Origin of the sequence: Streptomyces sp. NPDC093261, from assembly GCF_044753645.1 — a bacterium.
Classification (GTDB): Bacteria; Actinomycetota; Actinomycetes; order Streptomycetales; family Streptomycetaceae; genus Streptomyces.
The window spans coordinates 100,927-125,987 of sequence record NZ_JBIVNO010000003.1 but is presented as its reverse complement, the minus strand read 5'-3'; the positions used below and the strand labels follow the sequence as shown (position 1 = coordinate 125,987).

Annotated in this window: 17 protein-coding genes and 1 pseudogene; 16 read left to right on the top strand and 2 right to left on the bottom strand. The window is 72.2% G+C overall.

Translation table 11 applies throughout. The features are described 5' to 3' along the window. The first annotated feature begins 37 nt into the window (after positions 1-37). A complete protein-coding gene (locus ACIP94_RS09700) occupies positions 38-862 on the top strand; it encodes an oxidoreductase (RefSeq protein ID WP_402422030.1) in 825 nt (274 codons plus the stop codon). 511 nt (positions 863-1,373) lie between these two features. Here the strand turns inward: ACIP94_RS09700 and ACIP94_RS09695 are convergent. Further along, on the bottom strand, positions 1,374-2,198 hold the full coding sequence (locus ACIP94_RS09695) for an HAD family hydrolase (RefSeq protein ID WP_402422028.1): 825 nt from the start codon (positions 2,196-2,198) through the stop codon (positions 1,374-1,376). Between the two features lie 601 nt (positions 2,199-2,799). On the opposite strand from ACIP94_RS09695, the gene ssd reads away from it, so the two are divergent. The 7 genes and pseudogenes from ssd to ACIP94_RS09660 all read left to right on the top strand — a co-directional run. After that, positions 2,800-3,891, top strand: a complete 1,092-nt coding sequence (gene ssd / locus ACIP94_RS09690; protein WP_402422025.1) for a septum site-determining protein Ssd — start codon at positions 2,800-2,802, stop codon at positions 3,889-3,891. Positions 3,892-4,002: 111 nt separating this feature from the next. Next, a complete protein-coding gene (locus ACIP94_RS09685; RefSeq protein WP_402423037.1) occupies positions 4,003-5,241 on the top strand; it encodes a TadA family conjugal transfer-associated ATPase in 1,239 nt (412 codons plus the stop codon). Positions 5,242-5,255: 14 nt separating this feature from the next. Beyond that, positions 5,256-6,098 carry a type II secretion system F family protein gene (locus ACIP94_RS09680; protein ID WP_402422022.1) on the top strand — a complete coding sequence of 281 codons (843 nt, stop codon included), beginning with the start codon at positions 5,256-5,258 and terminating at the stop codon, positions 6,096-6,098. 278 nt (positions 6,099-6,376) lie between these two features. Continuing rightward, positions 6,377-7,084 carry a type II secretion system F family protein gene (locus tag ACIP94_RS09675; protein ID WP_402423034.1) on the top strand — a complete coding sequence of 236 codons (708 nt, stop codon included), beginning with the start codon at positions 6,377-6,379 and terminating at the stop codon, positions 7,082-7,084. Between the two features lie 179 nt (positions 7,085-7,263). Further along, entirely contained in the window at positions 7,264-7,482 is a 219-nt protein-coding gene (locus tag ACIP94_RS09670) for a DUF4244 domain-containing protein (RefSeq protein WP_402422019.1), read from the top strand. Between the two features lie 49 nt (positions 7,483-7,531). Continuing rightward, the gene (locus ACIP94_RS09665; protein ID WP_402422017.1) at positions 7,532-7,861 is read left to right on the top strand and encodes a TadE family type IV pilus minor pilin; all 330 of its coding nucleotides are present in this window, start codon (positions 7,532-7,534) and stop codon (positions 7,859-7,861) included. Positions 7,862-7,998: 137 nt separating this feature from the next. Next, positions 7,999-8,490 (top strand): annotated as a pseudogene (locus ACIP94_RS09660) (Rv3654c family TadE-like protein); the annotation flags it as partial. Positions 8,491-8,660: 170 nt separating this feature from the next. Here the strand turns inward: ACIP94_RS09660 and ACIP94_RS09655 are convergent. Beyond that, positions 8,661-11,177 (bottom strand): DEAD/DEAH box helicase, encoded by a 2,517-nt coding sequence (locus ACIP94_RS09655; RefSeq protein WP_402422013.1) that lies wholly within the window; start codon positions 11,175-11,177, stop codon positions 8,661-8,663. A 79-nt stretch (positions 11,178-11,256) separates the two neighbouring features. Between ACIP94_RS09655 and bldG the strand changes: the two genes are divergently transcribed. The 8 genes from bldG to tmk all read left to right on the top strand — a co-directional run bounded on the left by bldG (position 11,257) and on the right by tmk (position 24,973). Next, positions 11,257-11,598 (top strand): anti-sigma factor antagonist BldG, encoded by a 342-nt coding sequence (gene bldG, locus ACIP94_RS09650; protein WP_010986038.1) that lies wholly within the window; start codon positions 11,257-11,259, stop codon positions 11,596-11,598. Between the two features lie 103 nt (positions 11,599-11,701). After that, entirely contained in the window at positions 11,702-12,139 is a 438-nt protein-coding gene (locus ACIP94_RS09645; RefSeq protein ID WP_402422010.1) for an ATP-binding protein, read from the top strand. A gap of 448 nt (positions 12,140-12,587) precedes the next feature. Further along, positions 12,588-14,990 carry a sodium-translocating pyrophosphatase gene (locus tag ACIP94_RS09640; RefSeq protein WP_402422007.1) on the top strand — a complete coding sequence of 801 codons (2,403 nt, stop codon included), beginning with the start codon at positions 12,588-12,590 and terminating at the stop codon, positions 14,988-14,990. A gap of 243 nt (positions 14,991-15,233) precedes the next feature. Then, entirely contained in the window at positions 15,234-15,842 is a 609-nt protein-coding gene (locus ACIP94_RS09635) for a small secreted protein (protein WP_402422006.1), read from the top strand. A gap of 55 nt (positions 15,843-15,897) precedes the next feature. Further along, complete coding sequence (locus tag ACIP94_RS09630; RefSeq protein WP_402422003.1) at positions 15,898-17,427, top strand: methyltransferase; 1,530 nt, start codon at positions 15,898-15,900, stop codon at positions 17,425-17,427. 676 nt (positions 17,428-18,103) lie between these two features. Beyond that, on the top strand, positions 18,104-18,301 hold the full coding sequence (locus tag ACIP94_RS09625; RefSeq protein ID WP_402422001.1) for a hypothetical protein: 198 nt from the start codon (positions 18,104-18,106) through the stop codon (positions 18,299-18,301). 255 nt (positions 18,302-18,556) lie between these two features. Beyond that, positions 18,557-21,415, top strand: a complete 2,859-nt coding sequence (gene topA, locus ACIP94_RS09620) for a type I DNA topoisomerase (protein WP_402421998.1) — start codon at positions 18,557-18,559, stop codon at positions 21,413-21,415. Positions 21,416-21,658: 243 nt separating this feature from the next. Further along, positions 21,659-24,973: a dTMP kinase gene (gene tmk / locus ACIP94_RS09615; RefSeq protein ID WP_402421995.1), complete on the top strand. Its 3,315-nt coding sequence runs from the start codon at positions 21,659-21,661 to the stop codon at positions 24,971-24,973. Positions 24,974-25,061 lie beyond the last annotated feature (88 nt).

The window sequence follows — 25,061 nt, the reverse complement described above, 5'->3', positions numbered from 1 at the left end:
TCGAGGAGGGCGCGCGCGGGTGCGTAGTGTCGTACTCATGAGTACGACAGGTGCGACCGCCGATCCGCTCGCCGTCCTGGCGGCGCTGCCCGGCGTGGCCGAGTCCGTGGAGTCCGTACGCAAGGCCGTGGACCGGGTCTACGGTCACCGGATCATGCGGCGGCGCAGCAACGAGATCACCTCCGAGGCGGCGCTGCGCGGCGCACGCGGCTCGGCGGCGCTCTCCGGAGCCGACTGGGCTCTGGAGGAGGTGCGCCGGCGTACCGACTTCAGCGGCGACGACGGGGCCCGGACGGTCGGGGCGGCCCTCAGGCTGACCGCCGAGGCGGGACAGCTGCTGTCGATCTGGCGGCAGTCGCCGCTGCGCGTGCTGGCCCGGCTGCACCTGGTGGCGGCCGCGGACTCCGACCCCTGTGTGGGGCGCCCCCGGCAGGACGGCGAGCCGGTCGAGGAGCCACTGGTCGAGCTGCCGCTGCCGGATGCCGCGGAGGTCTCCGGCCGCTTGGAGGGGCTCTCCCGGCTCGTCATCGCGGGCAGTGCGGCCCCCGCCCTCGTGACGGCGGCCGTCGTGCACGGGGAGCTGCTCGCCCTGCGTCCCTTCGGCTCCCACAACGGCCTGGTCGCGCGCGCGGCCCAGCGCATCGTCCTCGTGGGCAGCGGCCTCGACCCCAAGGCGATCTGCTCGGCGGAGGTCGGCCATGCGGAACTGGGCCGCGCGGCCTATGTCGCCGCGCTGGACGGCTATGCGTCGGGCACCCCCGAGGGCATGGCGGCATGGATCGCCCACTGCGGACAGGCGGTCGAGCTGGGGGTCCGTGAGTCGACCGCGGTCTGCGAGGCGTTGCAGCGCGGGGCGGCGTAGGCCTGGGCAGGAGGGCCCGGACAGGAGAAAAGGCCCTCGCCCAGGGCCCTTTCGTGGTTGCGGCGGTACGAGTGCTCGTACCGCCGCTGGCATGCTCACCGGGTTACCAAGCGTCCTCGATATGTGCCCATCAGGCCGGGAGCTGTTGCCCGCGCCTGGTGCGGCTGGCCCGTAATCGACGGGTCGACGTCGCGTGGGTGCTCGATGTTCATGCTGGGTCCGTGGGCCAATTTCGTGTTTAAAGGCGATCCCTTCGGATTGTTTCCTTTGGTCTCGCGGGCCGCTAAACCCTTTGTACTCCTGGGCCGGGGTGAGTGGAACCCCCTCACCGCAGTTCTTTACTTTCTGGTTCAAATACGGGCGAACCGGGCGCGTATGTGCGTCCTGCGCGCGTGCCCGGGGACTCTTAGGGGCGCTGAAGGGGCTGGTGCGGCCGGTGTGGTGGGCCCTTGCGGCCCGGTGTGGGGCCCGTGCGGCCGGCGCGGGGAGCTCGTGCGGCACACGTGAGGGCTCATATGGTCGGTGCGCGGCGTCTGCTCGCGTACCACACGAGTCCCGCGGTGGCCGCGGCCGCGCCTATCGCCGCGAACGCGAGGAGGGCCGGCCGGGGCGGCACGGCGAGCCGCTGCTTGAGCCGGACCGGGCGATGGAAGTCCAGAATCGGCCATCCGCGGGCGAGTGCCTCGCGTCGCAGGGTCCGGTCCGGGTTCACGGCATGCGGATGGCCGACCGCCTCCAGCATCGGCAGGTCCGTCGCGGAGTCGCTGTAGGCGTAGCAGTGCGAGAGGTCGTACCCCTCGGACCGGGCGAGTTCCCTGATCGCCTGCGCCTTCGTCGGTCCGTAGGCGTAGTACTCCACCTCGCCCGTGAAGCAGCCGTCGTCGCCCACGACCATGCGGGTGGCCACGACGCGGTCCGCGCCGAGCAGCTCGCCGATCGGTTCGACCACCTCGGCGCCCGACGTGGAGACGATCACGACGTCGCGCCCGGCGGTGTGGTGCTCCTCGATGAGGGAGGCGGCCTCGTCGTAGATGATCGGGTCGATCAGTTCGTGGAGCGTCTCGGCGACGATCTCCCTGACCTGCTGGACGTTCCAGCCGCGGCACAGCGCGGACAGGTACTCGCGCATCCGTTCCATCTGGTCGTGGTCGGCGCCACCCGCCAGGAACACGAACTGGGTGTACGCGGTGCGCAACGCGGCCCTGCGGTTGATCAGACCGCCTTGGTAGAAGGACTTGCCGAAGGTGAGCGTGCTCGACTTCGCAATGACCGTCTTGTCCAGGTCAAAGAACGCCGCTGTGCGGGGCAAGGAGTGGTTTTCCACGGGCCTGAGCATAGGGGCCCACCATTCGGCGTAAGGTAGGGCGCGTGGGTTTGCCTGAGAGGGCTCTCGGGTACACCATGGAAGTCACGGATCGTTCGCGACCGTGCTAACCCGGTCCGACTCCTCCCCCCCCGAGTCGGCCGTGGGGACGACCCCCGCTCTCCCCCCCGGCGGGGGTCGTCGCATGTCCGGGTGGGTTTTTCCGCTGTGTGGTGCGACCCCCGGGCCGTCGGGCCCATCTCGTGGCCCAGTTCGACACACCCCCGGTCTCTCACTGTGTGTAGCCGTTGCGCTGCTCTGTGGAAGGTGTCGCGTTCCTCATCACGCTCGCCGGCCGGAGTGAAGGCGATATTCACAATCACTGGCTTGTCCACAGTTATCGACCAAGATCCACATGATTTCCGGGATCGCTGCACCGTGATTCCAACGCGTCCCACCGGCGGCGAGTTCATGGCCGGTTCCGGTTTGTCGGGTGCGTATGGCCGGTTCCTATCGACCGCTCATATGGAAGCCGGTTGCCGGTTCTTCACACGAGCGGGAGGCGCGGGGCCCGAGGGTGCCCGTGGACCGGACGCAAGAAGCGCGGAAGACGCAGCGAAGGGGGCTGGAGATCGTGACAGGAGCCATCACACACGTCGGGCCGGACGCCGCCGATCAGCGGCGGAGCGGACCGCTGATCGTCACCGAGGACGCCGAACTCCTCGACGACCTGCTGCGTCTGTGCGCGGCAGCGGGCGCCAAACCGGACGTCCACCCGGGGGTTCCGGCAAGCCGGGGCGGCTGGGAGACGCCGCCGCTCGTCATCGTCGGCGATGACGCGGTACGCCGCGTGCGCGGGGCCGCGCGCAGGCGTGGAGTGGTACTGGTTGGGCGGGATCAGGACGATTCCGGAATCTGGCGGCGCGCCGTGGAGATCGGCGCCGACCACGTCCTGCTGCTGCCCGACGGTGAGCAATGGCTGGTCGACCGTATCGCCGACGTGGCCGAAGGAGCCGGGAGTCCGGCGCTCACCGTCGGCGTGATCGGCGGCCGCGGTGGGGCCGGCGCGTCCACGCTCGCCTGCGCCCTCGCCGTCACCTCCGCGCGCGAGGGCAGGCGCACCCTGCTCGTGGACGCGGATCCGCTGGGCGGCGGACTCGACGTACTCCTCGGCGGGGAGACCACAGCGGGGCTGCGCTGGCCGGCGTTCGCCGCCTCCCGCGGGCGGGTCGGCGGCGGCGCCCTGGAGGAGTCACTGCCCGAACTGCACGCCCTGCGGGTGCTGAGCTGGGACCGCGGCGACACCGTGTCCGTCCCGCCCCAGGCGGTCCGGGCGGTCCTCGCCGCCGCCCGGCGACGCGGCGGCACGGTCGTCGTCGACCTTCCGCGCCGCGTCGACGAGGGAGCCGTGGAAGTCCTCGCCCAGGTGGACGTCGGATTGCTGGTGATCCCTGCCGAGTTACGAGCCGTCGCGGCCGCGCGGCGGGTGGCATCGGTCGTGGGCATGGTGCTGGGCGACCTGAGAGTCGCGGTACGGGGGCCGTACGCGCCGGGGCTCGACCCCCGGGAGGTGGCGCGGTTGCTGGGACTGCCGTTGCTCGGCGAGGTCCCGCACGAGCCACTCCCCCAGGATGGTTCCGTGCCGCCCGGGGGAGCGGTGCGGGGGCCGCTCACCCGGTTCTGCGCGGCGTTCTGGGAGTACGCGCTGGCCGAGGGGGGTGACTGACCCATGAGCACGGGATGGGACGCGGCGGCGCTGGGCTGGGATGCGAGGGCGCAGGTCCGGGATGCGGGGGTGGAAAAGGACCGCGGCGCGGCGGCCGGGTCCGGGCCGGGCATGGGAGTCGAGCGCGCGGCAGGTGCCGGTGAACGCGCACGGCTGCTGGACGGCGTGCGGCAATGGCTGGTGGAGAGCGGAGCCGAACCGACACCCGCGCACGTGGCACAGGCCTTGCGCGAGCAGGGACGGGTGCTGGGGGACGCGGAGGTGCTCGGCGCTGCCCGGCAACTGCGGTCCGAACTGGTCGGCAGCGGACCCCTGGAGCCCTTGCTCGCCGACCCGTCCGTCACCGATGTCCTGGTGTCGGAACCCGACCGGGTGTGGGTGGATCGGGGCGGTGGACTGGAACTGACGGCGGTGTCCTTTCCGGACGCGGCGGCCGTACGGCGCCTCGCGCAGCGGCTGGCCGCCGTGGCGGGGCGGCGGCTCGACGACGCGAGACCGTGGGTCGACGCCCGGCTGCCGGACGGCACCCGGCTGCACGCGGTGCTGCCTCCGGTCGCGGTCGGCTGCACCTGTCTGTCCCTGCGGGTGGTACGGCCGCGGGCGTTCACCCTGGAAGAGCTGGTGGCGGCCGGGACGGTGCCGCCGGGCGGCGACCGGGTGCTGCGGGCGCTGATCGCCGGCCGGCTCTCCTATGTGATCAGCGGAGGCACCGGATCCGGCAAGACCACGCTCCTGAGCGCGCTGCTGGGCGTGGTGGGACCGGCGGAGCGCATTGTGCTGGCCGAGGACTCGGCGGAGCTGCGCCCGGACCACCCGCATGTGGTGCGCCTGGAGGGCCGGCCCGCGAACCAGGAGGGCGTGGGGCTCGTCGAGCTCCAGGACCTGGTGCGGCAGGCCCTGCGGATGAGACCCGACCGGCTGGTCGTCGGAGAGGTGCGCGGCCCCGAGGTGGTCTCCCTGCTGGCCGCGCTGAACACGGGGCACGAGGGCGGCTGCGGGACGCTCCACGCGAACGCGGCGGCGCAGGTGCCCGCCCGGCTCGAGGCGCTCGGCACGGCGGCCGGCCTGGACCGGGCCGCGCTGCACAGCCAGCTCGCGGCCGCCCTGTCGGTGGTCCTCCACCTGGTGCGCGACCGGAGGGGACGGCGTCGGATCGCGGAGGTGCATGTGCTGGAGCGGGACGAGTCGGGGCTGGTGGTGACGGTGCCGGCGTTGCGTTGGGGGCCTGAGGCGTTTGTGCGCGAGCGGGGATGGCGGCGATTGCGAGAGCTGCTGCGGGGCGGGAGTGACGGAAGTGACGTGGGCGGTGTGGGCGAGGCAAGCGAGCGTGACGGGAGGACGTGGCTGTGAGGGGGATCGGTGAGATGTCGATCGGTGTGGGACTGGTGTGTGCCGGCGCGGCGGCCTGGATGGTGAGCGGCCCCGACACGGGGGCGCATCGCGCCCGGCTGCTGTTCGCGGGCGGTGGCGCGGCGGCAGGGGGCGGCCCGCCGCCTTGGGAACGGATCCTCGGCCGGATGCGGAGGCTGACGGCCGAATGGTGGTCGCTTGCCGTGGGCGCGCTTGTCGCGGTGCTCGGCGCGTCTGTTCTGCCCCTGCTGGTGGGGGCCGTGGGAGTGCCGGTCCTGCGCAGGGTGCGGCTGGCGCGGGAGGCGCGACGGGTACGGGACGGTCGCGGTGAGGCCGTGATCGCGCTGTGCGCGTCGCTCGCCGGGGAGGTGCGCGCGGGCCGGCAGCCGGGTGAGGCGCTGTTGCGGGCCGCGCGCGACTCGGATGGGCTCGGCGAGGCCCACGCGGCGGTGCTCGCGGCGGCCCGGTTCGGCGGGGATGTGCCGGGCGCGCTCGCGGTCGCGGCACGGCAACCCGGGGCCGACGGCTTGTCCGGACTCGCGGCGTGCTGGCGGGTGGCCGTGGACCGGGGTGCGGGACTGGCGGCCGGGCTCGACCGGCTGGAGGCGGCCCTTCGTGCCGAACGCGATCAACGGGCCGATGTGCGGGCCCAGTTGGCCGGCTCCCGGTCGACGGCGGTCCTGCTCGCGGGGCTTCCGGTCCTCGGCCTGGTGCTGGGCACCGCGCTCGGCGCCCACCCGCTGCACGTGCTGTTGCACACGGGCGCCGGACTGGCCTGCCTCGTGACCGGCGGCGTGCTGGAGGGCGCGGGGCTGTGGTGGGCGCTGAGGATCGTGCGAGGGGCGGAGGCGGCATGATCGCCGGCGTTGTCCACAGGCTGTGGGCGCTGTGTGGGCTCCTGGCGCTGGGGTGGTCGGCGTGGCTCCTCGTCGCCACGCGGCGCGAGCGGAGGGTGCGGCGGCGACTGGGTGCGCTGCTGATAGGGGACGGCGCGCCCGAGGAAGCGGGGGAGCCGGGAGGAGGGGCGCGCGGGGCGCTGCCCGAGCGGTGGGGTCTTTGGGCGCGAGGTGCCGACCCGGCGGGGCAGCCGGCGGTGACGCGTCGAGGCGGTGAACGGGACGGCGGGGCGCCGAGCGTGGGGCGGCCGCGAGCCGCGGTGCCGGACGGTGCGTGGTGGCGGAGCGAGGTGCCGGCCGCTCGGCGGGGCATCGAGCCGAGGCTGCTACGGGACCTCCTGCGACGGTGGTTGCCGGCCCTGGGGGCGTTGTGTGCCGGCCGACTGCTGATCGGGGGGCTGGTCGGGGCGGCGGTCGGACTGGTCATCGGGGTGGGCGTGGCGCGGTGGCGTGTCAGGCAGGAGCGCGACCGCCTTGCCCAGGAGTACGACGCCGGCGAGGCGGCCCGCCAACTGCCGCTGGCGGCCGACCTGCTGGCGGCGTGCATCGCGGCCGGTGCGGGCCCCGTCGCGGCCGCTCAGGCCGTGGGCGAGGCGTTGCGGGGGCCGGTGGGGGAGCGGCTGGAGCGGGGCGCGGCCGAGGTGCGGCTGGGCGGTGAGCCGGCCGATGCCTGGCGGCGGCTTGCCTGCCTCCCGGGGGCCGCGGCACTGGCCCGGCTCCTGGAGCGGGCGGGTGATTCCGGCGTACCGGCGGCCGCGTCGGTCGGGCGACTCGCGACGGAGGCCCGTGCCGAGTGGGGCCGCAGAGCGACGGCTCGTGCGCGTCGGGCGGGTGTCATGGTCACCGCCCCCGTGGGGCTGTGCTTCCTCCCCGCCTTCATCGCGGTCGGGGTGCTGCCCGTGGTGATCGGGCTCGCGGGCGGACTTCTGGGAGGGGGTGGCCGCTGATGAGGGGCGAGGGACGAGGAACGAGAGGTGGACGCCGTGGGTGGTGGGCGGAGGGCGTGGGTGGTGAGCGGAGGGCGGTGGGGTTGGTGAGCGGAGGGCGGTGGGGGGTGGGGGCGGAGATCGTACGAATCGAACAGATCAATGGAACGACAACGACACAGCAACCGACGGGGGTTGGCATGAGCAAGGTGGTACGAGTACGGGCTCGGCTGGGTGCGCTGGTGCGCCGGGTATGGCCCGCGGTGCGCGGGGACGCGGGCATGGTCACATCCGAGTACGCGGTGGGGATCATCGCCGCGGTGGCCTTCGCGGCGGTCCTCTACAAGGTGCTGACGAGCGGACAGGTCAGCTCGGAACTGCAGGACATCGTGAAGCGGGCGCTCGGTGTCCGGATGTGACGGGCCGCGCGTACGCCGGGGAGGAGGCCGCCGTCGGGACCGAGGGTTCGTGACGGCGGAGACCGCGGTCGCCCTGCCCGCCCTGGTGCTCTTCGCCATGGCCCTTCTGTGGGCCCTGCTGGCCGCGTCGGCGGAGATCCAGTGCGTGGACGCGGCTCGGGCGGGGGCCCGGGCCGCGGCCCGGCAGGAGCCCGCCGACGTGGTGCGGAGAGTGGCTCGGCAGGCGGCGCCGGACGGAGCGAGGGTCACGGTGAGCCGGCAGGGCGACCTGGTGCACGTGGTGGTCGTCGCTCACCCACCGGGCCCGAGCGCCCTGCCTCTCGAACTGCGCCATGAAGCCGTGGCCTTGGCGGAGGACACCGTGGGGGTGAATCGGTAAGCAGGCCTGAATCGGTGAGCAGACGTGAACCGGTGGGTGGGTGAGGACCGGTGGGCGGGTGAGGACCGGTGGGTGGGTGAGGACCGGTGGGTGGGTGAGCACCGATGCAGGGGCGTGGGGGGAGAGGTGACGGATGAGTGGGGGTGACGGACGTGGGTGAGCTGGACCAGTGGGGGGTGACGGACGTGGGTGGGCCGGTGGATGAGCGGGTGGTGACGGACGGGCGGAGGACGGTGTACCGGCGTGGGTCTGCGGGGGAGCGCTGGTTGGTGGGTGAACGCCGGTTCGGCGGTGCCCGTTCCCTGCTCGGGTCGCTCGCGGTCCTGAACGCCCATGCGGAGAGCGTGCGCAAGGCCCGCTCGGCAGGCGACCGCTCGGACCGCGGTTCGGCGACCGTCTGGGTCGTGTGCCTGATCGGAGGCCTCTGTGCCGTCTTCGGCGTCCTGCTGGCGCAGGGGGAGGCCGTGCTGGTCCGCCATCGTGCGGCTGCCGCGGCCGACCTGGCCGCGCTGGCGGCCGCCGACCACTGGATGGAGGGAGGTGAAGCGGCATGCACCAGGGCAGGACGCGTGGCGGGAGCCCAGGGGGAGCGACTCGCACGGTGCGTTGTCGCGGGGGAGGTCTCCGATGTCACGGTGGCGTCGACCGTGGGTCCCTTCACCGCCGAGGTGAGGGCACGGGCGGGCCCGAGCGGAAGCGGTGGTGCCGGGGGGCCTCCGGGTTCGGAGGGCCTTCCGGTACTCCCGGCCTCCCCGTCTCGAGCGTCCCATGCCCTTGCCGCCGCGAGCCCCCGGTTGCCCTACTGCCCCTCCGGAACGCCCGCCGTGTCCTCGGCCGGCTCGGCAACACCCGTCTCGGACCCCTTCGCCTCCGGCGCCCCGCGCAGCAGCACCGTGAGGAGTCGTACGGCGCCCCTCTTGTGCAGCGGGTCGTTGCCGTTGCCGCACTTGGGGGACTGGATGCAGGACGGGCAGCCGGCCTCGCACTCGCAGGACGCGATGGCCTGGCGGGTGGCGTCCAGCCAGGAGCGGGCGGTGCGGAAGGCCCGTTCCGCGAAGCCCGCGCCGCCCGGATGGCCGTCGTACACGAACACCGTGGGCAGCAGGGTGTCCGGGTGGAGGGGGACGGACACGCCTCCGATGTCCCAGCGGTCACAGGTGGCGAACAGCGGGAGCATGCCGATCGAGGCGTGCTCGGCGGCGTGCAGGGCGCCACCGAGGATCTCCGGGCTGATCCGGGCCTCGTCCAACTGGTCCTCGGTGACCGTCCACCACACGGCCCGGGTGCGCAGCGTACGGGGAGGGAGATCGAGTTTCGTCTCGCCCAGCACTTCGCCGGTGATGAGACGTCGTCGCAGGAAGGAGACGACCTGGTTGGTGACCTCGACGGAGCCGTAGCAGAGCCGGCCCTCACCCCAGGGCACCTCGAGGTCCGTCTCCAGGACGGAGATGGACGTCGTGTCGCGGGCGACCGTCGAATACGGCGGATTGGCCTCCTCGACCAAGGCGACGGAGTCCTCCAGGTCGAGTGACCGCACCAGGTAGGTACGGCCCTGGTGCAGATGGACCGCGCCCTCGTGCACCGTAGTGTGCGCGGCGCCCGCGTCGACCGTGCCGAGCAGTCGCCCGGTGCCGGCCTCGACTACCTGGACCGGGCGCCCGCCCTGCCCGCGGATGTCCGCGAGGTCGGCGGCCCGCTCCCGGCGCGTCCAGTGCCAGGCTTTCGTGCGGCGGCGCAGCAGTTTCGCGGCCTCCAGCTGCGGCAGCAGCTCGGCGCACTCGGGGCCGAACAGCTCCAGGTCCTCCTCCGTCAGCGGGGACTCGGCCGCCGCCGCGCACAGGTGCGGGGCCAGGACGTACGGGTTGTCCGGGTCGAGGACCGTGGACTCCACCGGCTGGTCGAAGAGGGCCTCGGGATGGTGGACGAGGAACGTGTCCAGCGGGTCGTCGCGGGCGACGAGAACCGCGAGGGCGCCCTGACCGGCGCGGCCGGCGCGGCCCGCCTGCTGCCACAGCGACGCCCGCGTCCCCGGGTAGCCGGCGATGAGGACGGCGTCCAGGCCGGAGATGTCGACACCGAGTTCGAGGGCGGTGGTGGCGGCGAGGCCGAGGAGTTCACCGGAGTGGAGGGCGCGTTCGAGGGCGCGGCGTTCCTCGGGAAGGTAGCCGCCGCGGTAGGCGGCCACGCGCCGGGCCAGGGAGCGGTCGACCTCGGCCAGGCGCTCCTGGGTGATCACCGAGATGAGCTCGGCGCCGCGGCGGGAGCGGACGAAGGCGACCGAGCGCACGCCCTGCACGGTCAGGTCGGTCAGGAGGTCGGCGGTCTCGGCGGTCGCCGTACGCCGAACGGGTGCACCTTTCTCGCCGTGGAGCTCGGTCAGCGGGGGCTCCCAGAGGGCGAAGACCAGCTCGCCGCGGGGGGAGGCGTCGTCCGCGACCTCGACGACCGGGAGGCCGGTGAGGCGGCGGGCGGCCACCGAGGGTTCGGCGGCGGTCGCGGAGGCCAGCAGGAAGACGGGGGAGGAGCCATAGCGGGCGCACAGGCGGCGCAGGCGGCGCAGGACCTGGGCGACGTGGGAGCCGAAGACCCCGCGGTAGGTGTGGCACTCGTCGATGACGACGTACTTCAGGGCACGCAGGAAGGAGGACCAGCGCGGATGTGAGGGCAATATGCCGCGGTGCAGCATGTCGGGATTGGTGAGGACGTAGTTGGCGTACTGACGCACCCATTCGCGTTCCTCGGGCGGCGTGTCGCCGTCGTACACGGCGGGGCGGACCGCCGTGCCCAGGGGTTGTGAAAGTTCCTTCACGGATCGGCACTGATCCGCCGCGAGGGCCTTCGTGGGGGCCAGGTAGAGGGCGGTCGCGCCTCGCCCGTTCGGGGCCTGGGCGCCGTCCAGCAGACAGGACAGCACCGGGACGAGGTAGGCGAGCGACTTGCCCGAGGCGGTGCCCGTGGCGACGACCACCGAATCGCCGTCCAGGGCGTGCTCGGCGGCGAGCGCCTGGTGGACCCAGGGGTGCTCGATGCCCGCGTCCCGCACGGCGGCGATGACCTCCGCGCGGATCCGGTCCGGCCAGACGGCATGGCGGCCCCCTCGCGGGGGCAAGTGCTCCGTATGAGTGATGCGCGAAGCCCGGCTCGGTCCCGAGGCGAGCCGGTCCAGCACGGTGTCCGGCGCGAGGCGGGACACGGGGTCCGTCGGGGGTCGATCGGATCGGTGATTCTTGGCCATCGGCACCGAGTGTGTCACTGGCGTGACGGACAATGGGCCCAAGGCGTCGTGCACGCCTGCCGGTAAGTGATTGAATGCCATCGCGGCTGGCGAACCGTCCCGGGGCTCTGCCGAGGTGTCCCAAGGGGCGACCGCTCGATAGCAAGGTGCTGGAGGATCCGTGGACCTGTCCCTGTCGACCCGTACCGTCGGCGATCGTACGGTCGTCGAGGTCGGTGGCGAAATCGACGTATATACCGCGCCCAAGCTGCGCGAGCAGCTGGTCGAGCTGGTGAACGACGGGAATTTCCACCTCGTCGTCGACATGGAGGGCGTGGACTTCCTCGACTCCACCGGGCTCGGCGTGCTGGTGGGCGGCTTGAAGCGTGTGCGGGCCCATGAGGGCTCCCTGCGCCTGGTGTGCAACCAGGAGCGCATTCTCAAGATCTTCCGCATCACCGGTCTCACCAAGGTGTTCCCGATCCACACCTCGGTCGAGGAAGCGGTAGCGGCCACCGACTGACCCCGCTTCCGGGCCGTAGTGCCCGGACGGTGAAGCAAGAGCGGGGGACCGGGCCCTGGTGGCCCGGCCCCCTGATCGCACGCCCGAGTTCCGAGGGGGATGCATGGCCACCGTTGAACTCCGCTTCAGCGCGCTGCCCGAGCACGTCAGGACCGCCCGACTGGTGGCGGCAGCGGTGGCGCGCAGGGCCGGAGTGGAGGAGGCCGTACTCGACGAGGTCAGGCTCGCCGTGGGCGAGGCCTGCACCCGGGCCGTCGGACTGCACCAGAGCAACGGCATTTCGGCGCCGGTGCGGGTGCTGCTGACCGAGGAGGAGAAGCAGTTCTCCATCGAGGTCGGCGACGAGGCGCCCCATCTGGCACCCGGCGACAAGGCGTCCGGTGCCTCCGGTGCCGTCGACGACGCCGAGGCCGAGGAGGACGAGATGGGCCTCGCGGTCATCAGCGGCCTGGTGGACGATGTCGAGGTCTCCGCGGGGGAGGACGGCGGAATGATCAGGATGAGCTGGCCGACCACACCGCCCGCCACGCTACCGGCCTGACCGGCCTGACCGGCCTGACCGGCCTGACCGGTCTCATCGGCCTGACCGGTCTCATCGGCCTGACCGGCCTGACCGGCCTCATCGGCCTGACCGGCCTCATCGGCCTGACCGGCCTCGTAGCCCCGTACGCCTCCCTCTTCCCATAGCCGCCGTTGCGGTTTCGAGGGCCCTGCCGGTGTGCAGGGCCCTTCTTTTTGTACAGGCACCTGTTCGACTGCGGCCCGTATTCGTGAATTCCTTCACGATCAATCGCCCTATAATTTGATCAAGCACTGATCCAGTCAATGCTTTTGGGGCATTACCTCTTTCGGGTTCTGTGTCTCGCGTGCGATCTTTTACTGAAGAGCACGTGAAGGCCAATTCCGCTTACCGTGCACTGTTTTGATCAGGTTCCGGTACCTACAATCCGTCCACATCTTGAGCTCAGCCCAAGCGTCAAGGAGGACGAATGGCGGGGCTTTCTACCCCTCAACAGTTTGACCATCCCACAACCCTTGCAGCGGCAGTCCTGACCGACAGCAACCGCCTGATCGTGATCGTCATCGGTGCGGTCGCCCTCGCGGCCCTCGTGGTCGCCGGGATTCTGGTGCGCCAGGTACTCGCGGCGGGCGAAGGCACCGACAGCATGAAAAAGATCGCCGCGGCGGTACAGGAAGGCGCCAATGCCTATCTGGCCCGGCAGCTGCGCACGCTCGGCGTATTCGCCGTGGTCGTGTTCTTCCTGCTCATGCTGCTGCCGGCGGACGACTGGAACCAGCGGGCCGGACGCTCGGTGTTCTTCCTGATCGGTGCGGCGTTCTCGGCGGCCACCGGTTATATCGGCATGTGGCTTGCCGTACGCAGCAATGTGCGGGTCGCGGCCGCGGCGCGCGAGGCGACCCCGGCGAAGGGCGAGCCCGAGAAGGACCTCACCACCGTCTCGCACCGAGCCATGAAGATCGCATTCCGCACGGGCGGCGTCGTCGGCATGTTCACGGTGGGGCTCGGTCTGCTGGGCGCCTCCTGCGTGGTGCTGGTGTACGCGGCGAACGCCCCGAAGGTCCTCGAGGGCTTCGGTCTCGGTGCGGCACTGATCGCCATGTTCATGCGTGTCGGCGGCGGCATCTTCACCAAGGCCGCCGACGTCGGCGCCGACCTTGTCGGCAAGGTCGAGCAGGGCATTCCGGAGGACGACCCGCGGAATGCCGCGACCATCGCCGACAACGTGGGCGACAACGTCGGCGACTGTGCGGGCATGGCGGCCGACCTCTTCGAGTCGTACGCGGTGACGCTGGTCGCGGCGCTGATCCTCGGCAAGGCCGCGTTCGGCAACTCGGGGCTGGCGTTCCCGCTGATCGTGCCCGCCATCGGGGTGGTGACCGCGATGATCGGCATCTTCGCGGTGGCGCCGCGGCGCGCCGACCGCAGTGGGATGTCCGCGATCAACCGGGGCTTCTTCATCTCGGCGGTGATCTCGCTGGGGCTGGTCGCCGCGGCCGTCTACACCTATCTGCCGTCGTCGTACACGAGCCTCAAGGGCGTCTCCGACGCGGCCATCCGGGCCAAGGACGGCGATCCGCGGATCCTCGCGCTCGTCGCCGTGGCCATCGGCATCGTGCTCGCCGCGCTGATCCAGCAGCTCACCGGCTACTTCACCGAGACCACCCGCCGCCCGGTGCGGGACATCGGCAAGACCTCGCTGACCGGACCCGCGACGGTCGTCCTCGCCGGTATCTCCGTCGGCCTGGAATCCGCCGTGTACACGGCGCTGCTGATCGGGCTCGGGGTGTACGGAGCGTTCCTGCTGGGCGGCACCTCGATCATGCTCGCGCTGTTCGCGGTGGCGCTGGCCGGCACGGGTCTGCTCACCACGGTCGGCGTGATCGTCGCCATGGACACCTTCGGTCCGGTCTCCGACAACGCGCAGGGCATCGCCGAGATGTCCGGCGACGTCGAGGGCGCGGGCGCGCAGGTGCTCACCGACCTGGACGCCGTGGGCAACACCACCAAGGCGATCACCAAGGGCATCGCCATCGCCACCGCCGTCCTCGCGGCCTCGGCGCTCTTCGGCTCGTACCGCGACGCCATCACCACGGCCGCACAGGACGTGGGCGTGAAGGTCGGCAACGGCGGACCGATGAGCCTGGTCATGGACATCTCACAGCCCAACAACCTGGTCGGCCTCATCGTGGGCGCGGCGGTCGTCTTCCTCTTCTCGGGGCTGGCGATCAACGCCGTGTCGCGGTCGGCCGGTGCGGTGGTATTCGAGGTGCGGCGGCAGTTCCGTGAGAAGCCCGGGATCATGGACTACACGGAGAAGCCGGAGTACGGCAGGGTCGTCGACATCTGCACCAAGGACGCCCTCAGGGAGCTGGCCACCCCCGGTCTGCTGGCCGTCATGGCCCCCATCGCCCTCGGGTTCACCCTGGGTGTCGGCGCGCTCGGCGCCTATCTCGCGGGCGCGATCGGCACCGGCACGCTGATGGCGGTCTTCCTGGCCAACTCCGGCGGCGCCTGGGACAACGCCAAGAAGCTCGTCGAGGACGGGCATCACGGCGGCAAGGGCAGCGAGGCGCATGCCGCCACGGTGATCGGCGACACGGTCGGCGACCCCTTCAAGGACACCGCGGGCCCGGCGATCAACCCGCTTCTGAAGGTGATGAACCTGGTGTCGCTGCTCATCGCGCCGGCGGTCATCAGGTTCTCGTACGGCAGCGACAAGAATCTCGCCGTCCGGATCCTGGTCGCGGTCCTCGCCTTGGTCGTGATCGCGGGTGCGGTCTACATCTCCAAGCGACGCGGAATCGCCGTGGGTGACGAAGACAACGCCGAGCGGGTCGCCAAGTCGCCCGACGCGGCGGTGGTTTCGTAACCGGCCATACGGCACCCGCTCTTCCGCCTGGTCAGGTCCGGGACAAACGCCTGGCCAGGTCCGGGACAAAGGGGCGGGCGTACGGTGCTCATCGCGAGCCCGTACGCCCGCCCTGTCCCTGTTCATGCCCCTCTGCGTGACCCTTCTCTCTCTTGGCGCAAATAGCAGCAAGGGCGGTCATCAACGACAATCGCCACGCGGCCGTCGCCCGGTTGGCGTGTATCTTCCGGGGCCGAGAGAGCCATGGAAGGGACCAATCCGGTGAACAAGAAGCTCGCAGCCGCACTGTCCGGCGGTGCGGTACTGGTACTGGCGCTGTCGGGATGCACCAGCGGCGGCAAGAGCGGCGCAAGCGACGACAAGCTCGGCTCCTGGGCCAAGCAGGTCTGCGACGCGGTGCAGCCCCAGGCGAAGAAGATCGCCGACGCCAGCACCGCGATCCAGAAGCAGACCTCGGACAACAGCACGCCCGAGCAGGTCCAGAAGACGGACTCCCAGGCCTTTCAGGACATGTCGGACGCCTACAAGGCGATCGGTGGGGGCGTCGAGCGGGCGGGCGCCCCCGAGGTCGACAACGGCGCGGTCAAGCAGAAGAACGCGGTCAAGGAGCTCGACGGCATCTCCACGGCGTACGCCGAGCTCAAGAAGCAGATGGACGGGCTCGACACCAAGGATCAGGCGAAGTTCGCCGACGGGCTCAAGGGGATCGCCACCCAGCTCGACAAGCTGAGCAAGAGCGGAAACGACGCGCTCAGGCAGCTGGAGGCGGGCGAGGTCGGCGCGGCGATGACGAAGCAGGCGAGCTGCAAGAGTGCCTCCACGTCCGCCTCGGCCCCGGCGACGGCCGGCTGAACGGCGCGTTTCGGGTAGCCGGTGCTGCGGTCAGGGCCGGCCTCCCCGCGCCACAATGGGGGGCGTGAGTAACTCCAGTCTGTCCACGCTGCCCTCCACCGATCGAGCCGACGTCACCGCACGGCTGCGGGACGCCCTGCTGGCGGCCTCCTTCACCGCCGACGGGCTGCTCGAACTGCTCGGTGCGCCCGCGTACGCGGCGCTCGCCCGGAGTGAGACCGTGCCCGCGCTCCGGGCCACGCGCGGGGACACACCGCTGGAGAGCCTCGTCCGGCTGTTCCTGCTTCAACAGCCGGTGCCGCACGCGCGCGTGGCGGACGTCCTGCCCGTCGACGCGTGCGTGGACGCCGGGTGGCTGATGCGCACCGGGGGCGACGAACTCGCGGCGACCGTCGACGTCCGGCCGTACGGCGGATCCGACGGCGAGGACTGGTTCATCGTCTCCGACCTGGGGTGCGCGGTCGGCGGGGCGGGTGGCATCGGCAGCCGGGACGAGCAGGTCGTCCTGGGGGTCGGCGGCGCCTCCACCACCCTCGCCGGGATCACCGTGCGCACTCCCGTCGGCTCCGCCCTCGATCTCGGCACCGGTTCCGGGGTCCAGGCGCTGCACGCCGCCCAGCACGCCACGCGCGTGACCGCGACCGACGTCAACCCGCGTGCCCTGCACATCGCCGCGCTCACCCTGGCGCTGTCCGGCGCGCCGGCCGCGGATCTGCGGCAGGGCTCGCTGTTCGAGCCGATCCGGGACGACGAGACATACGACCTGATCGTCTCCAACCCGCCCTTCGTGATCTCGCCGGGCGCCCGGCTCACCTACCGCGACGGTGGGATGGGCGGGGACGATCTGTGCCGCACGCTCGTTCAGCGGGCGGGAGAGCGGCTGAACGAGGACGGGTTCGCGCAGTTCCTCGCCAACTGGCAGCACGTCGAGGGGGAGGACTGGCAGGACCGGCTGCGCTCTTGGGTGCCGCGCGGCTGTGATGCCTGGATCGTGCAGCGCGAGGTCCAGGACGTCACGCAGTACGCCGAGTTGTGGCTGCGGGACGCGGGCGACCATCGCGGCGACACGGCGGAGTACCAGGCGCGGTACGACGCCTGGCTCGACGAGTTCGAGGCGCGCAAGGTCCGGGCGGTGGGCTTCGGCTGGATCGCGCTGCACCGGACGGACGCCGCCGAGCCGTCGATCACGGTCGAGGAGTGGCCGCACCCGGTCGAACAGCCGCTCGGCGCCACGGTACGCGCGCACTTCGACCGCGTCGACTATCTGCGCGAGCACGACGACGCGGCCCTGCTCGCCGGGCACTTCAGGCTCGCCTCCGAGGTCGTCCAGGAGCAGGTCGGGCTGCCCGGCGCGGAGGACCCCGAGCATGTCGTGCTGCGCCAGAACCGCGGGATGCGGCGTGCCACGAAGGTCGACACGGTCGGCGCGGGCTTCGCCGGCGTCTGCGACGGCACGCTGAGCGCGGGGCGGATCCTCGACGCGATCGCCCAACTCGTCGGCGAGGACCCCGTATTGCTGCGCGACCGGACCCCCGCACAGATCCGGCTGCTGGTCGAGCAGGGGTTTCTGGAACCGGCGCGCTAGCGGAATGCCCCGGGGCGCGCACGGCGCCCTGCGCCGCACTCGTTCAGGCCGCTCGCGCCCGCGCACTCTTGGGAGCGCCGCTGCCGAGTGGACCCTTGCTCGGGGTGGCGGGCGCGGGCGGCGGTGCTTGGGGCGGCAGGTGCGGGCGGCGGATGGCGGCCGGGCGGTACTCGGGGTGGCGGGCGCGGGCGGCGGATGGCGGGCGGCAGGTCGTGGCCGGGATGGTCGGGGGCGTGAAACCGGCCAACATCCTCCGGGTGCGGCCGATCCGACGGCCCCCACAGGCGCGTGCCCCCGCCTGGGGCGACGTGGGGAACCCGACGTCGGCGTGTCGCCGTAGCCACACGCCCCGGCCCGCGCCCCACACAGGCTCGGCGTCTACGGACCCGGGTCGACGAACATGGGTCTCGGACCCAGGACTTTCGAGCCGAAGTCTAGGAGCCCGGGCCTAGGAGCGCAGGCCCGCGGGGCCAGCCCCACGAGCGCAGCCCCACGAGCGCAGGCCCGCGAGCCAGGCCCCACGATCCCGGCGTCTACGGCTAGGCATCGTGCCAGGGGGCGCATGGGTGACGTATGGCGGGTCGCCCCCCGCGCGTTCACCCCGTGTTCGCGCGCACGCTTCCCGTACATGTCAGCCTCCCGTCGCAGGGCAGTGCGGGAGCGGAGGGAACGGGACATGGAGAGCGGGCCGGCGATCTTCGCGGGTACGGTCTTCGCCCTGTTCGGGGCCGGACTGCTGACCTGGACCGCGGCCCGGCTGCACCGCCGCGAACCTGTCGCCGAGGGTGTGAGCCGCATCGCATCCGCCGCCCTCGCGAGCCTCGCCGGCCTGGCCTCGCTCGCGGCCGGGGTGTGGTGCCTCATGCGCCTCTGACATCACGGTTCCCGGTCGTCCGCCGTCCGGGTCTTCGGTAACCGGGGGATCACACTCCGGAAAGGGCCGGAAGGGCTGTCAGCCACTCCGGGCGGCAGGAATGCCGGTAGTCGGGTTACCGTTCGAGTGGCCGTTGCGGGCTTTTCCTGTTTGACACGGGGGCGGGATGTACCGTCACACTCCGCAGCGTCACCATGACCCGACCCCGGGACGAAGGCCTGGGGAGGCCCCAGTCGACCGGAGAGAAGAGCGAAGTTGTCCCCGACCAGCGAGACCGCACAGGGCGGTCGCCGACTCGTCATCGTCGAGTCGCCTGCCAAGGCGAAGACGATCAAGGGCTACCTCGGCCCCGGCTACACCGTCGAGGCGAGCGTCGGGCACATCCGCGACCTTCCGAACGGCGCCGCGGAGGTGCCGGAGAAGTACACGGGTGAGGTGCGTCGCCTCGGCGTGGACGTCGAACATGACTTCCAGCCGATCTACGTCGTCAACGCCGACAAGAAGGCGCAGGTAAAGAAGCTCAAGGATCTGCTGCGGGACTCCGACGAGCTCTTCCTCGCCACCGATGAGGACCGCGAGGGCGAGGCCATCGCCTGGCACCTCCAGGAGGTGCTGAAGCCGAAGGTCCCGGTCAAGCGGATGGTCTTCCACGAGATCACCAAGGACGCGATCCAGCAGGCCGTGCGCAATCCGCGCGAGCTGAACCAGAGGCTCGTGGACGCCCAGGAGACCCGCCGCATCCTCGATCGCCTCTACGGCTACGAGGTCTCGCCGGTCCTGTGGAAGAAGGTCATGCCGCGGCTGTCGGCGGGCCGGGTCCAGTCCGTGGCGACGCGCTTGGTGGTGGAGCGCGAGCGGGAGCGCATGGCGTTCCGCTCCGCCGAGTACTGGGACCTGACCGGCACCTTCGGAACCGGCCGCGCGGGTGACCCGTCCGACCCGTCGACGCTGGTGGCACGGCTGGCGACGGTCGACGGCAAGCGCGTCGCGCAGGGCCGTGACTTCGACTCGCTGGGCCGGCTGAAGACCGCGAACACCCTCCACCTCGACGAGGCGAACGCCCGGGCGCTCGCCGCCGCCCTGGAGAACACCCGGTTCTCGGTCCGGTCGGTCGAGTCCAAGCCGTACCGCCGCTCGCCGTACGCGCCGTTCCGCACGACGACGCTGCAGCAGGAGGCCAGCCGCAAGCTCGGCTTCGGCGCGAAGGCCACCATGCAGATCGCGCAGAAGCTGTACGAGAACGGCTTCATCACGTACATGCGTACGGACTCCACGACCCTGTCGGACACGGCGATCACCGCGGCCCGCGCCCAGGTCACCCAGCTGTACGGAGCGAACTACCTGCCCGAGCAGCCGCGCACCTACGCGGCCAAGGTCAAGAACGCGCAGGAGGCGCACGAGGCGATCCGGCCCTCGGGTGATCGTTTCCGCACCCCGGCGGAGACGGGCCTGACCGGTGACCAGTTCAAGCTCTACGAGCTGATCTGGAAGCGGACGGTCGCCTCCCAGATGAAGGACGCCACCGGTAACTCGGTCACCATCCGCATGGGTGGCACCGCCGCCGACGGACGGGACGCCGAGTTCAGCGCGTCCGGCAAGACGATCACCTTCCACGGCTTCCTGAAGGCCTACGTCGAGGGTGCCGACGACCCGAACGCGGAGCTGGACGACCGCGAGCGCCGGCTGCCGCAGGTCTCCGAGGGCGACGCGCTGACCGCCGAGGAGATCACCGTCGACGGCCACGCGACCAAGCCCCCGGCCCGCTACACCGAGGCGTCGCTGGTCAAGGAGCTGGAGGAGCGCGAGATCGGCCGCCCGTCGACGTACGCGTCGATCATCGGCACGATCCTCGACCGCGGCTATGTGTTCAAGAAGGGCACGGCCCTCGTGCCGTCCTTCCTGTCCTTCGCCGTGGTCAACCTCCTGGAGAAGCACTTCGGGCGGCTCGTCGACTACGACTTCACCGCCAAGATGGAGGACGACCTCGACCGCATCGCACGCGGTGAGGCCAAGGCCGTGCCGTGGCTGAAGCGGTTCTACTTCGGCGAGGGTACGGTCGAGGGCGTCGCCGCGGACGCCGGCAACGGCGACGGCGACCACCTGGGCGGCCTCAAGGAGCTGGTGACCGACCTGGGCGCGATCGACGCGCGCGAGGTGTCGTCGTTCCCCGTCGGCAACGACATCGTGCTGCGGGTGGGCCGCTACGGCCCGTACATCGAGCGGGGCGAGAAGGACTCCGAGCAGCACCAGCGCGCCGACATCCCGGCCGACCTGGCGCCGGACGAGCTGACCGTCGAGCTGGCCGAGGAGCTGCTCGCGAAGCCGAGCGGCGAGCGCCCGCTGGGCACGGACCCGGAGACGGGCCGTCCGATCGTCGCCAAGGACGGCCGCTACGGCCCGTACGTCACGGAGATCCTCCCCGAGGGCACCCCCAAGACGGGCAAGAACGCGATCAAGCCGCGCACGGCCTCGCTGTTCAAGTCGATGTCCCTGGACACGGTGACCCTCGATGACGCGCTGCGGCTGATGTCCCTGCCCCGGACCGTCGGCACCGACGCCGACGGACAGGAGATCACCGCGCAGAACGGGCGCTACGGCCCGTACCTCAAGAAGGGCACGGACTCGCGGTCGCTCCAGTCCGAGGACCAGATCTTCACGATCACGCTGGAGGAGGCGCAGGCGATCTACGCCCAGCCGAAGCAGCGCGGTCGTGCGGCCGCCAAGCCGCCCCTGAAGGAGCTGGGCGAGGACCCGGTCAGCGGAAAGCCCGTCGTCGTGAAGGACGGCCGCTTCGGGCCGTACGTCACCGACGGCGAGACGAACGCCACCCTGCGCTCCGGCGACAGCGTCGAGACCATCACGCCGGAGCGCGGTTTCGAGCTTCTCGCGGAGAAGCGCGCCAAGGGACCCGCCAAGAAGACGGCGAAGAAGGCCGTCGCGAAGAAGGCGCCGGCCAAGAAGACGGCGTCGACGGCGGCGAAGAAGACGGCCGCCAAGAAGACCACCGCGAAGAAGGCGACGGCGGCCAAGACCACCACGGCCAAGAAGGCGGCGGGGAAGAAGACCGCAGCCGCGAAGACGGCGACGGCCCCGGGGGACACCGCCGAGGACTGAGCCCGGTCCCCGTGCCTCGTGTGGGCGCCCCGCGGCGGTTTCGCCGCAGGGCGCCCTTTCGGTGTCTTCCCCGCATCGGCACCCTTTCGGTGCATTCCCCCGTGACGGGCCCTTGGATGATCCTCCTGCCCGGGCCCGCCCCGGCCTCGCGTTACGCACGCCCCGGCATCAGTTCGATGACGGGGCGGGCGCACGTTCGGGCGCCTGCCACGGGCTGTCGGTGGCTGCCGATAGGCTGAAAGCATGACGCGAGCCGAGCAGCCAACGGCCCAGAATCCGGCCCCCGACGACGCCCTGGTCGCGGATTCCCGCGAGCGCGCCGTCCGCGCCCTGCTGCGCAGCCCGCAGCTGAAGCGGCTGTGGAGCGCCCAGCTCGTGGGCGGGGTGGGCGACGCCCTCGCCCTTTTCGTACTTGTCATGCTCGCTCTCCAGGTGGCCATCACCGAAGGCTCCTTCGGTGGCGGTTACCGGGGCGTGGGGTTCGTGATCGCGACCGTCTTCGGCGCGCGCATCCTCGCCGTCCTGCTCTTCGGAGCCGTTCTCCTCGGGCCGCTCACCGCGCTGACCTCGAAGGAGGGACCGCTCGACCGCCGCTGGACCATGGTCGGCGCGGACGCGCTCAGGGCCGCCCTGCTGATCGTCGCCCCCCTGTGGATCGACTGGACGCCGGGCAACGCCCTGCCGGTGCTGCTGGTCACCGCCTTCGTCACCGGTGTCGCCGAGCGTTTCTGGACGGTGTGCCGCGAGAGCGCGGCGCCCGCCCTGCTGCCCGCGCCGCCGCTCGAGGGTGCGACGGTGCGCCCGCTGCCGGACCACATGGACGCGCTGCGGCGCCTGTCGCTGCGTACGGGGTTCGTGGCGGTGCCGCTTGCCGCCGCCGGGCTTGTCCTCGTGTCGCTTCTGAGCAATCTGCTGGGTGCGGGCATCGCCTGGTTCTCCCTGCACCAGGCGGCCCTGGCCTCGTATGTCGCGGCCGGTCTGTTCGCCGCCTCGCTGTCCGTCCTCACCTCTCTCGAACTGCCCGACGCCCGTACCCCCCGCGCGCGGTCGCCGCTGGAGGGCCTGCGCCGCCCCAGGGCGGGCACGGGCGTCGACAAGGGCCGTACGGGCGCGATTCCGCTGCTGGTGCCGGCCTGCGCGGCCGTCGCCGGGGCCGTCGCGGCCGCCGTCGCCGTCTCCGTGCTGCTGGCCAAGGACCTGGGTGGCGGCCCCGTGACGTACGGCCTGCTGGTCCTCGCGCTGACCGGCGGCACGGCCGTCGGCATCCGTACGGCGCCCCGCATGCTGCCGTCGTTGTCGCGGCGCCGGCTGCTCGCCCTGGCGATCGCGTTCACCGGGGTCGCGCTGCTCGCCGCCGGGCTCGTCCCGGACGTCACCACCGTGCTGCTGATCGCCGCGCTCGCCGGCGTCGGCGCGGGCGTCGCGGCGAACACCGGGCACACGCTGCTCGACCAGGAGATCGAGGACCACCGGCGGGCCCGGACCACCGAGCACCTCCAGGCCGTCGCACGGGTCTTTGTCGCCCTCGGCGCGCTGGTGGCGCCGGTGGTGGCCGCGGCGATCGGGCCGCACCGGCTGCAGAACGGCAAGTTCGTGTTCGCACACGGGGGCGCCGCCTTCACCCTGATGCTGGTCGGCGCGCTGCTGCTGCCGGTGGCGGCGCTCGTCCTCGCCAAGGTCGACGACCGCTCCGGGGTGCCGCTGCGGCGCGACCTGCGCGACGCGCTGCGCGGCGACGACCCGGTGGAGGCGCCTGCGGGGACCGGCTTCTTCATCGCTCTGGAGGGCGGCGACGGAGCCGGGAAGTCCACCCAGGCCGAGGCGCTCGCCGAGTGGATCCGCGCCAAGGGGCACGAGGTCGTGCTGACCCGTGAGCCGGGGGCGACACCGGTCGGCAAGCGGCTGCGGTCGATCCTGCTGGACGTCTCCAGCGCCGGTCTGTCGCACCGCGCGGAGGCGCTGCTGTACGCGGCGGACCGCGCGGAGCACGTCGACACGGTCGTACGGCCGGCCCTGGAGCGGGGCGCGGTCGTGATCTCCGACCGGTACATCGACTCGTCCGTGGCCTACCAGGGAGCGGGCCGGGACCTGTCCCCGACGGAGATAGCCCGGATCAACCGGTGGGCGACCAACGGTCTCGTCCCCCATCTCACCGTGCTGCTGGACGTGTCCCCCGAGACGGCGCGCGAGCGGTTCACCGAGGCGCCGGACCGGCTGGAGTCGGAGCCGGCCGAGTTCCACGCGCGCGTACGGTCCGGTTTCCTCACCCTGGCCGCCGCCGACCCCGGGCGCTATCTGGTCGTCGACGCCGGCCAGGAGCCCGAGGCGGTCACGACGGCCATCCGCCACCAGCTCGACCGGCTGCTGCCGCTGTCCGAGGCCGAGGTGAAGGCCCAGGAGGAGGCGCGCCGTAAGGCCGAGGAGGAGGCGCGCCGCAAGGCCGAGGAGGAGGCCGCGCGCAAGGCCGAGGAGGAGCGGCTGGAGCGCGAGCGCCAGGAGCAGCTCGCCAGGCTCCGGGCCGAGGAGGAGGAGCGCAAGCAGCGCGAGCTGGAGGAGGCGCAGCGCCGCGAGGCGGAGCGACAGGCGGAGGAGGCCCGGCAGCGGGCCGAGGAAGCCCGTCGGCGCGCCGAGGAGGAGCGGGCACGCCTTCTCGCGGAGGAGCAGGCCAGGCAGGCCGAGGAGGCGCGCCGCAAGGCCCAGGAGGAGGAGCGGCGCAGGCAGGCCGAGGAGGAGGCCAGGCTGCGGGCGGAGGCCGAGGAGCGCCGTCTGGAGAAGCAGCGCAAGGCCGAGGAGGCGCTGCTGCGGGCCGAGGAGGCACGCCGGGCCGCGGCGGAGGCGGCGGCATCGGCCGCGTCGGCGGCTGCGGCTCCGGCGGCCGGTTCGGGTACGGCGGCCGGTGCGGGTACGGCCGGTGGCGGTGCCGGAGCGTCCGGTTCCGGGGGTGCGCCCTCGCGGGGCTCCTCGGCCTCCCCGGCGGACAACGAGACCACCGTGGCCACGCCGCTCGTCACGCCGTCGAACGCGTCCGGCGGGCCGGTGGACGAGACCGCGGTCATGCCGCCGGTACGGCCGGGCCAGAGCGAGGCGGAGACCACGGCGAAGCTGCCGAGGCCGCCGGTGGTGCCCGGTGCCGCCGACGAGACGGCGGTTCTGCCCCCGGTGGTGCCGGGTGCCGCCGACGAGACGGCGGTTCTGCCCCCGGTGGTGCCGGGTGCCGCCGACGAGACGGCCGTGCTGCCCCCGGTGGTGCCGGGTGCCGCCGACGAGACGGCCGTGCTGCCGCCCGTGCGGGGCGGCGGCGCCGATGATCCGGCGGACCGGGTGCCGCCGGGCTTCTTCCGGGACGAGCAGGCGGCACCGCGGCCCGACGGGGCCGAGGACCGCACGCGCGAGCTGCCGCAGATGGACCCCGAGGGCCGTCCGCGGCGCCGGCCCCGTCCGGACTGGGCGGAGGAGACCCCGCTGGACGACCTCCCGACCCTGGCGGACGAACTGCTCGGCTCCCGTGAGGAAGAGGGCTGGCACGACGACGGCCGGGGAAGGGACCGGCGCGGCTGAGAGGGGCGGTGACGCCGGCATCCGGCGGTTACCCCGCCCGGTTGTCAGTGGCGGCCCGCACAATGGATCGCGGTAGGGCAGGTACGAC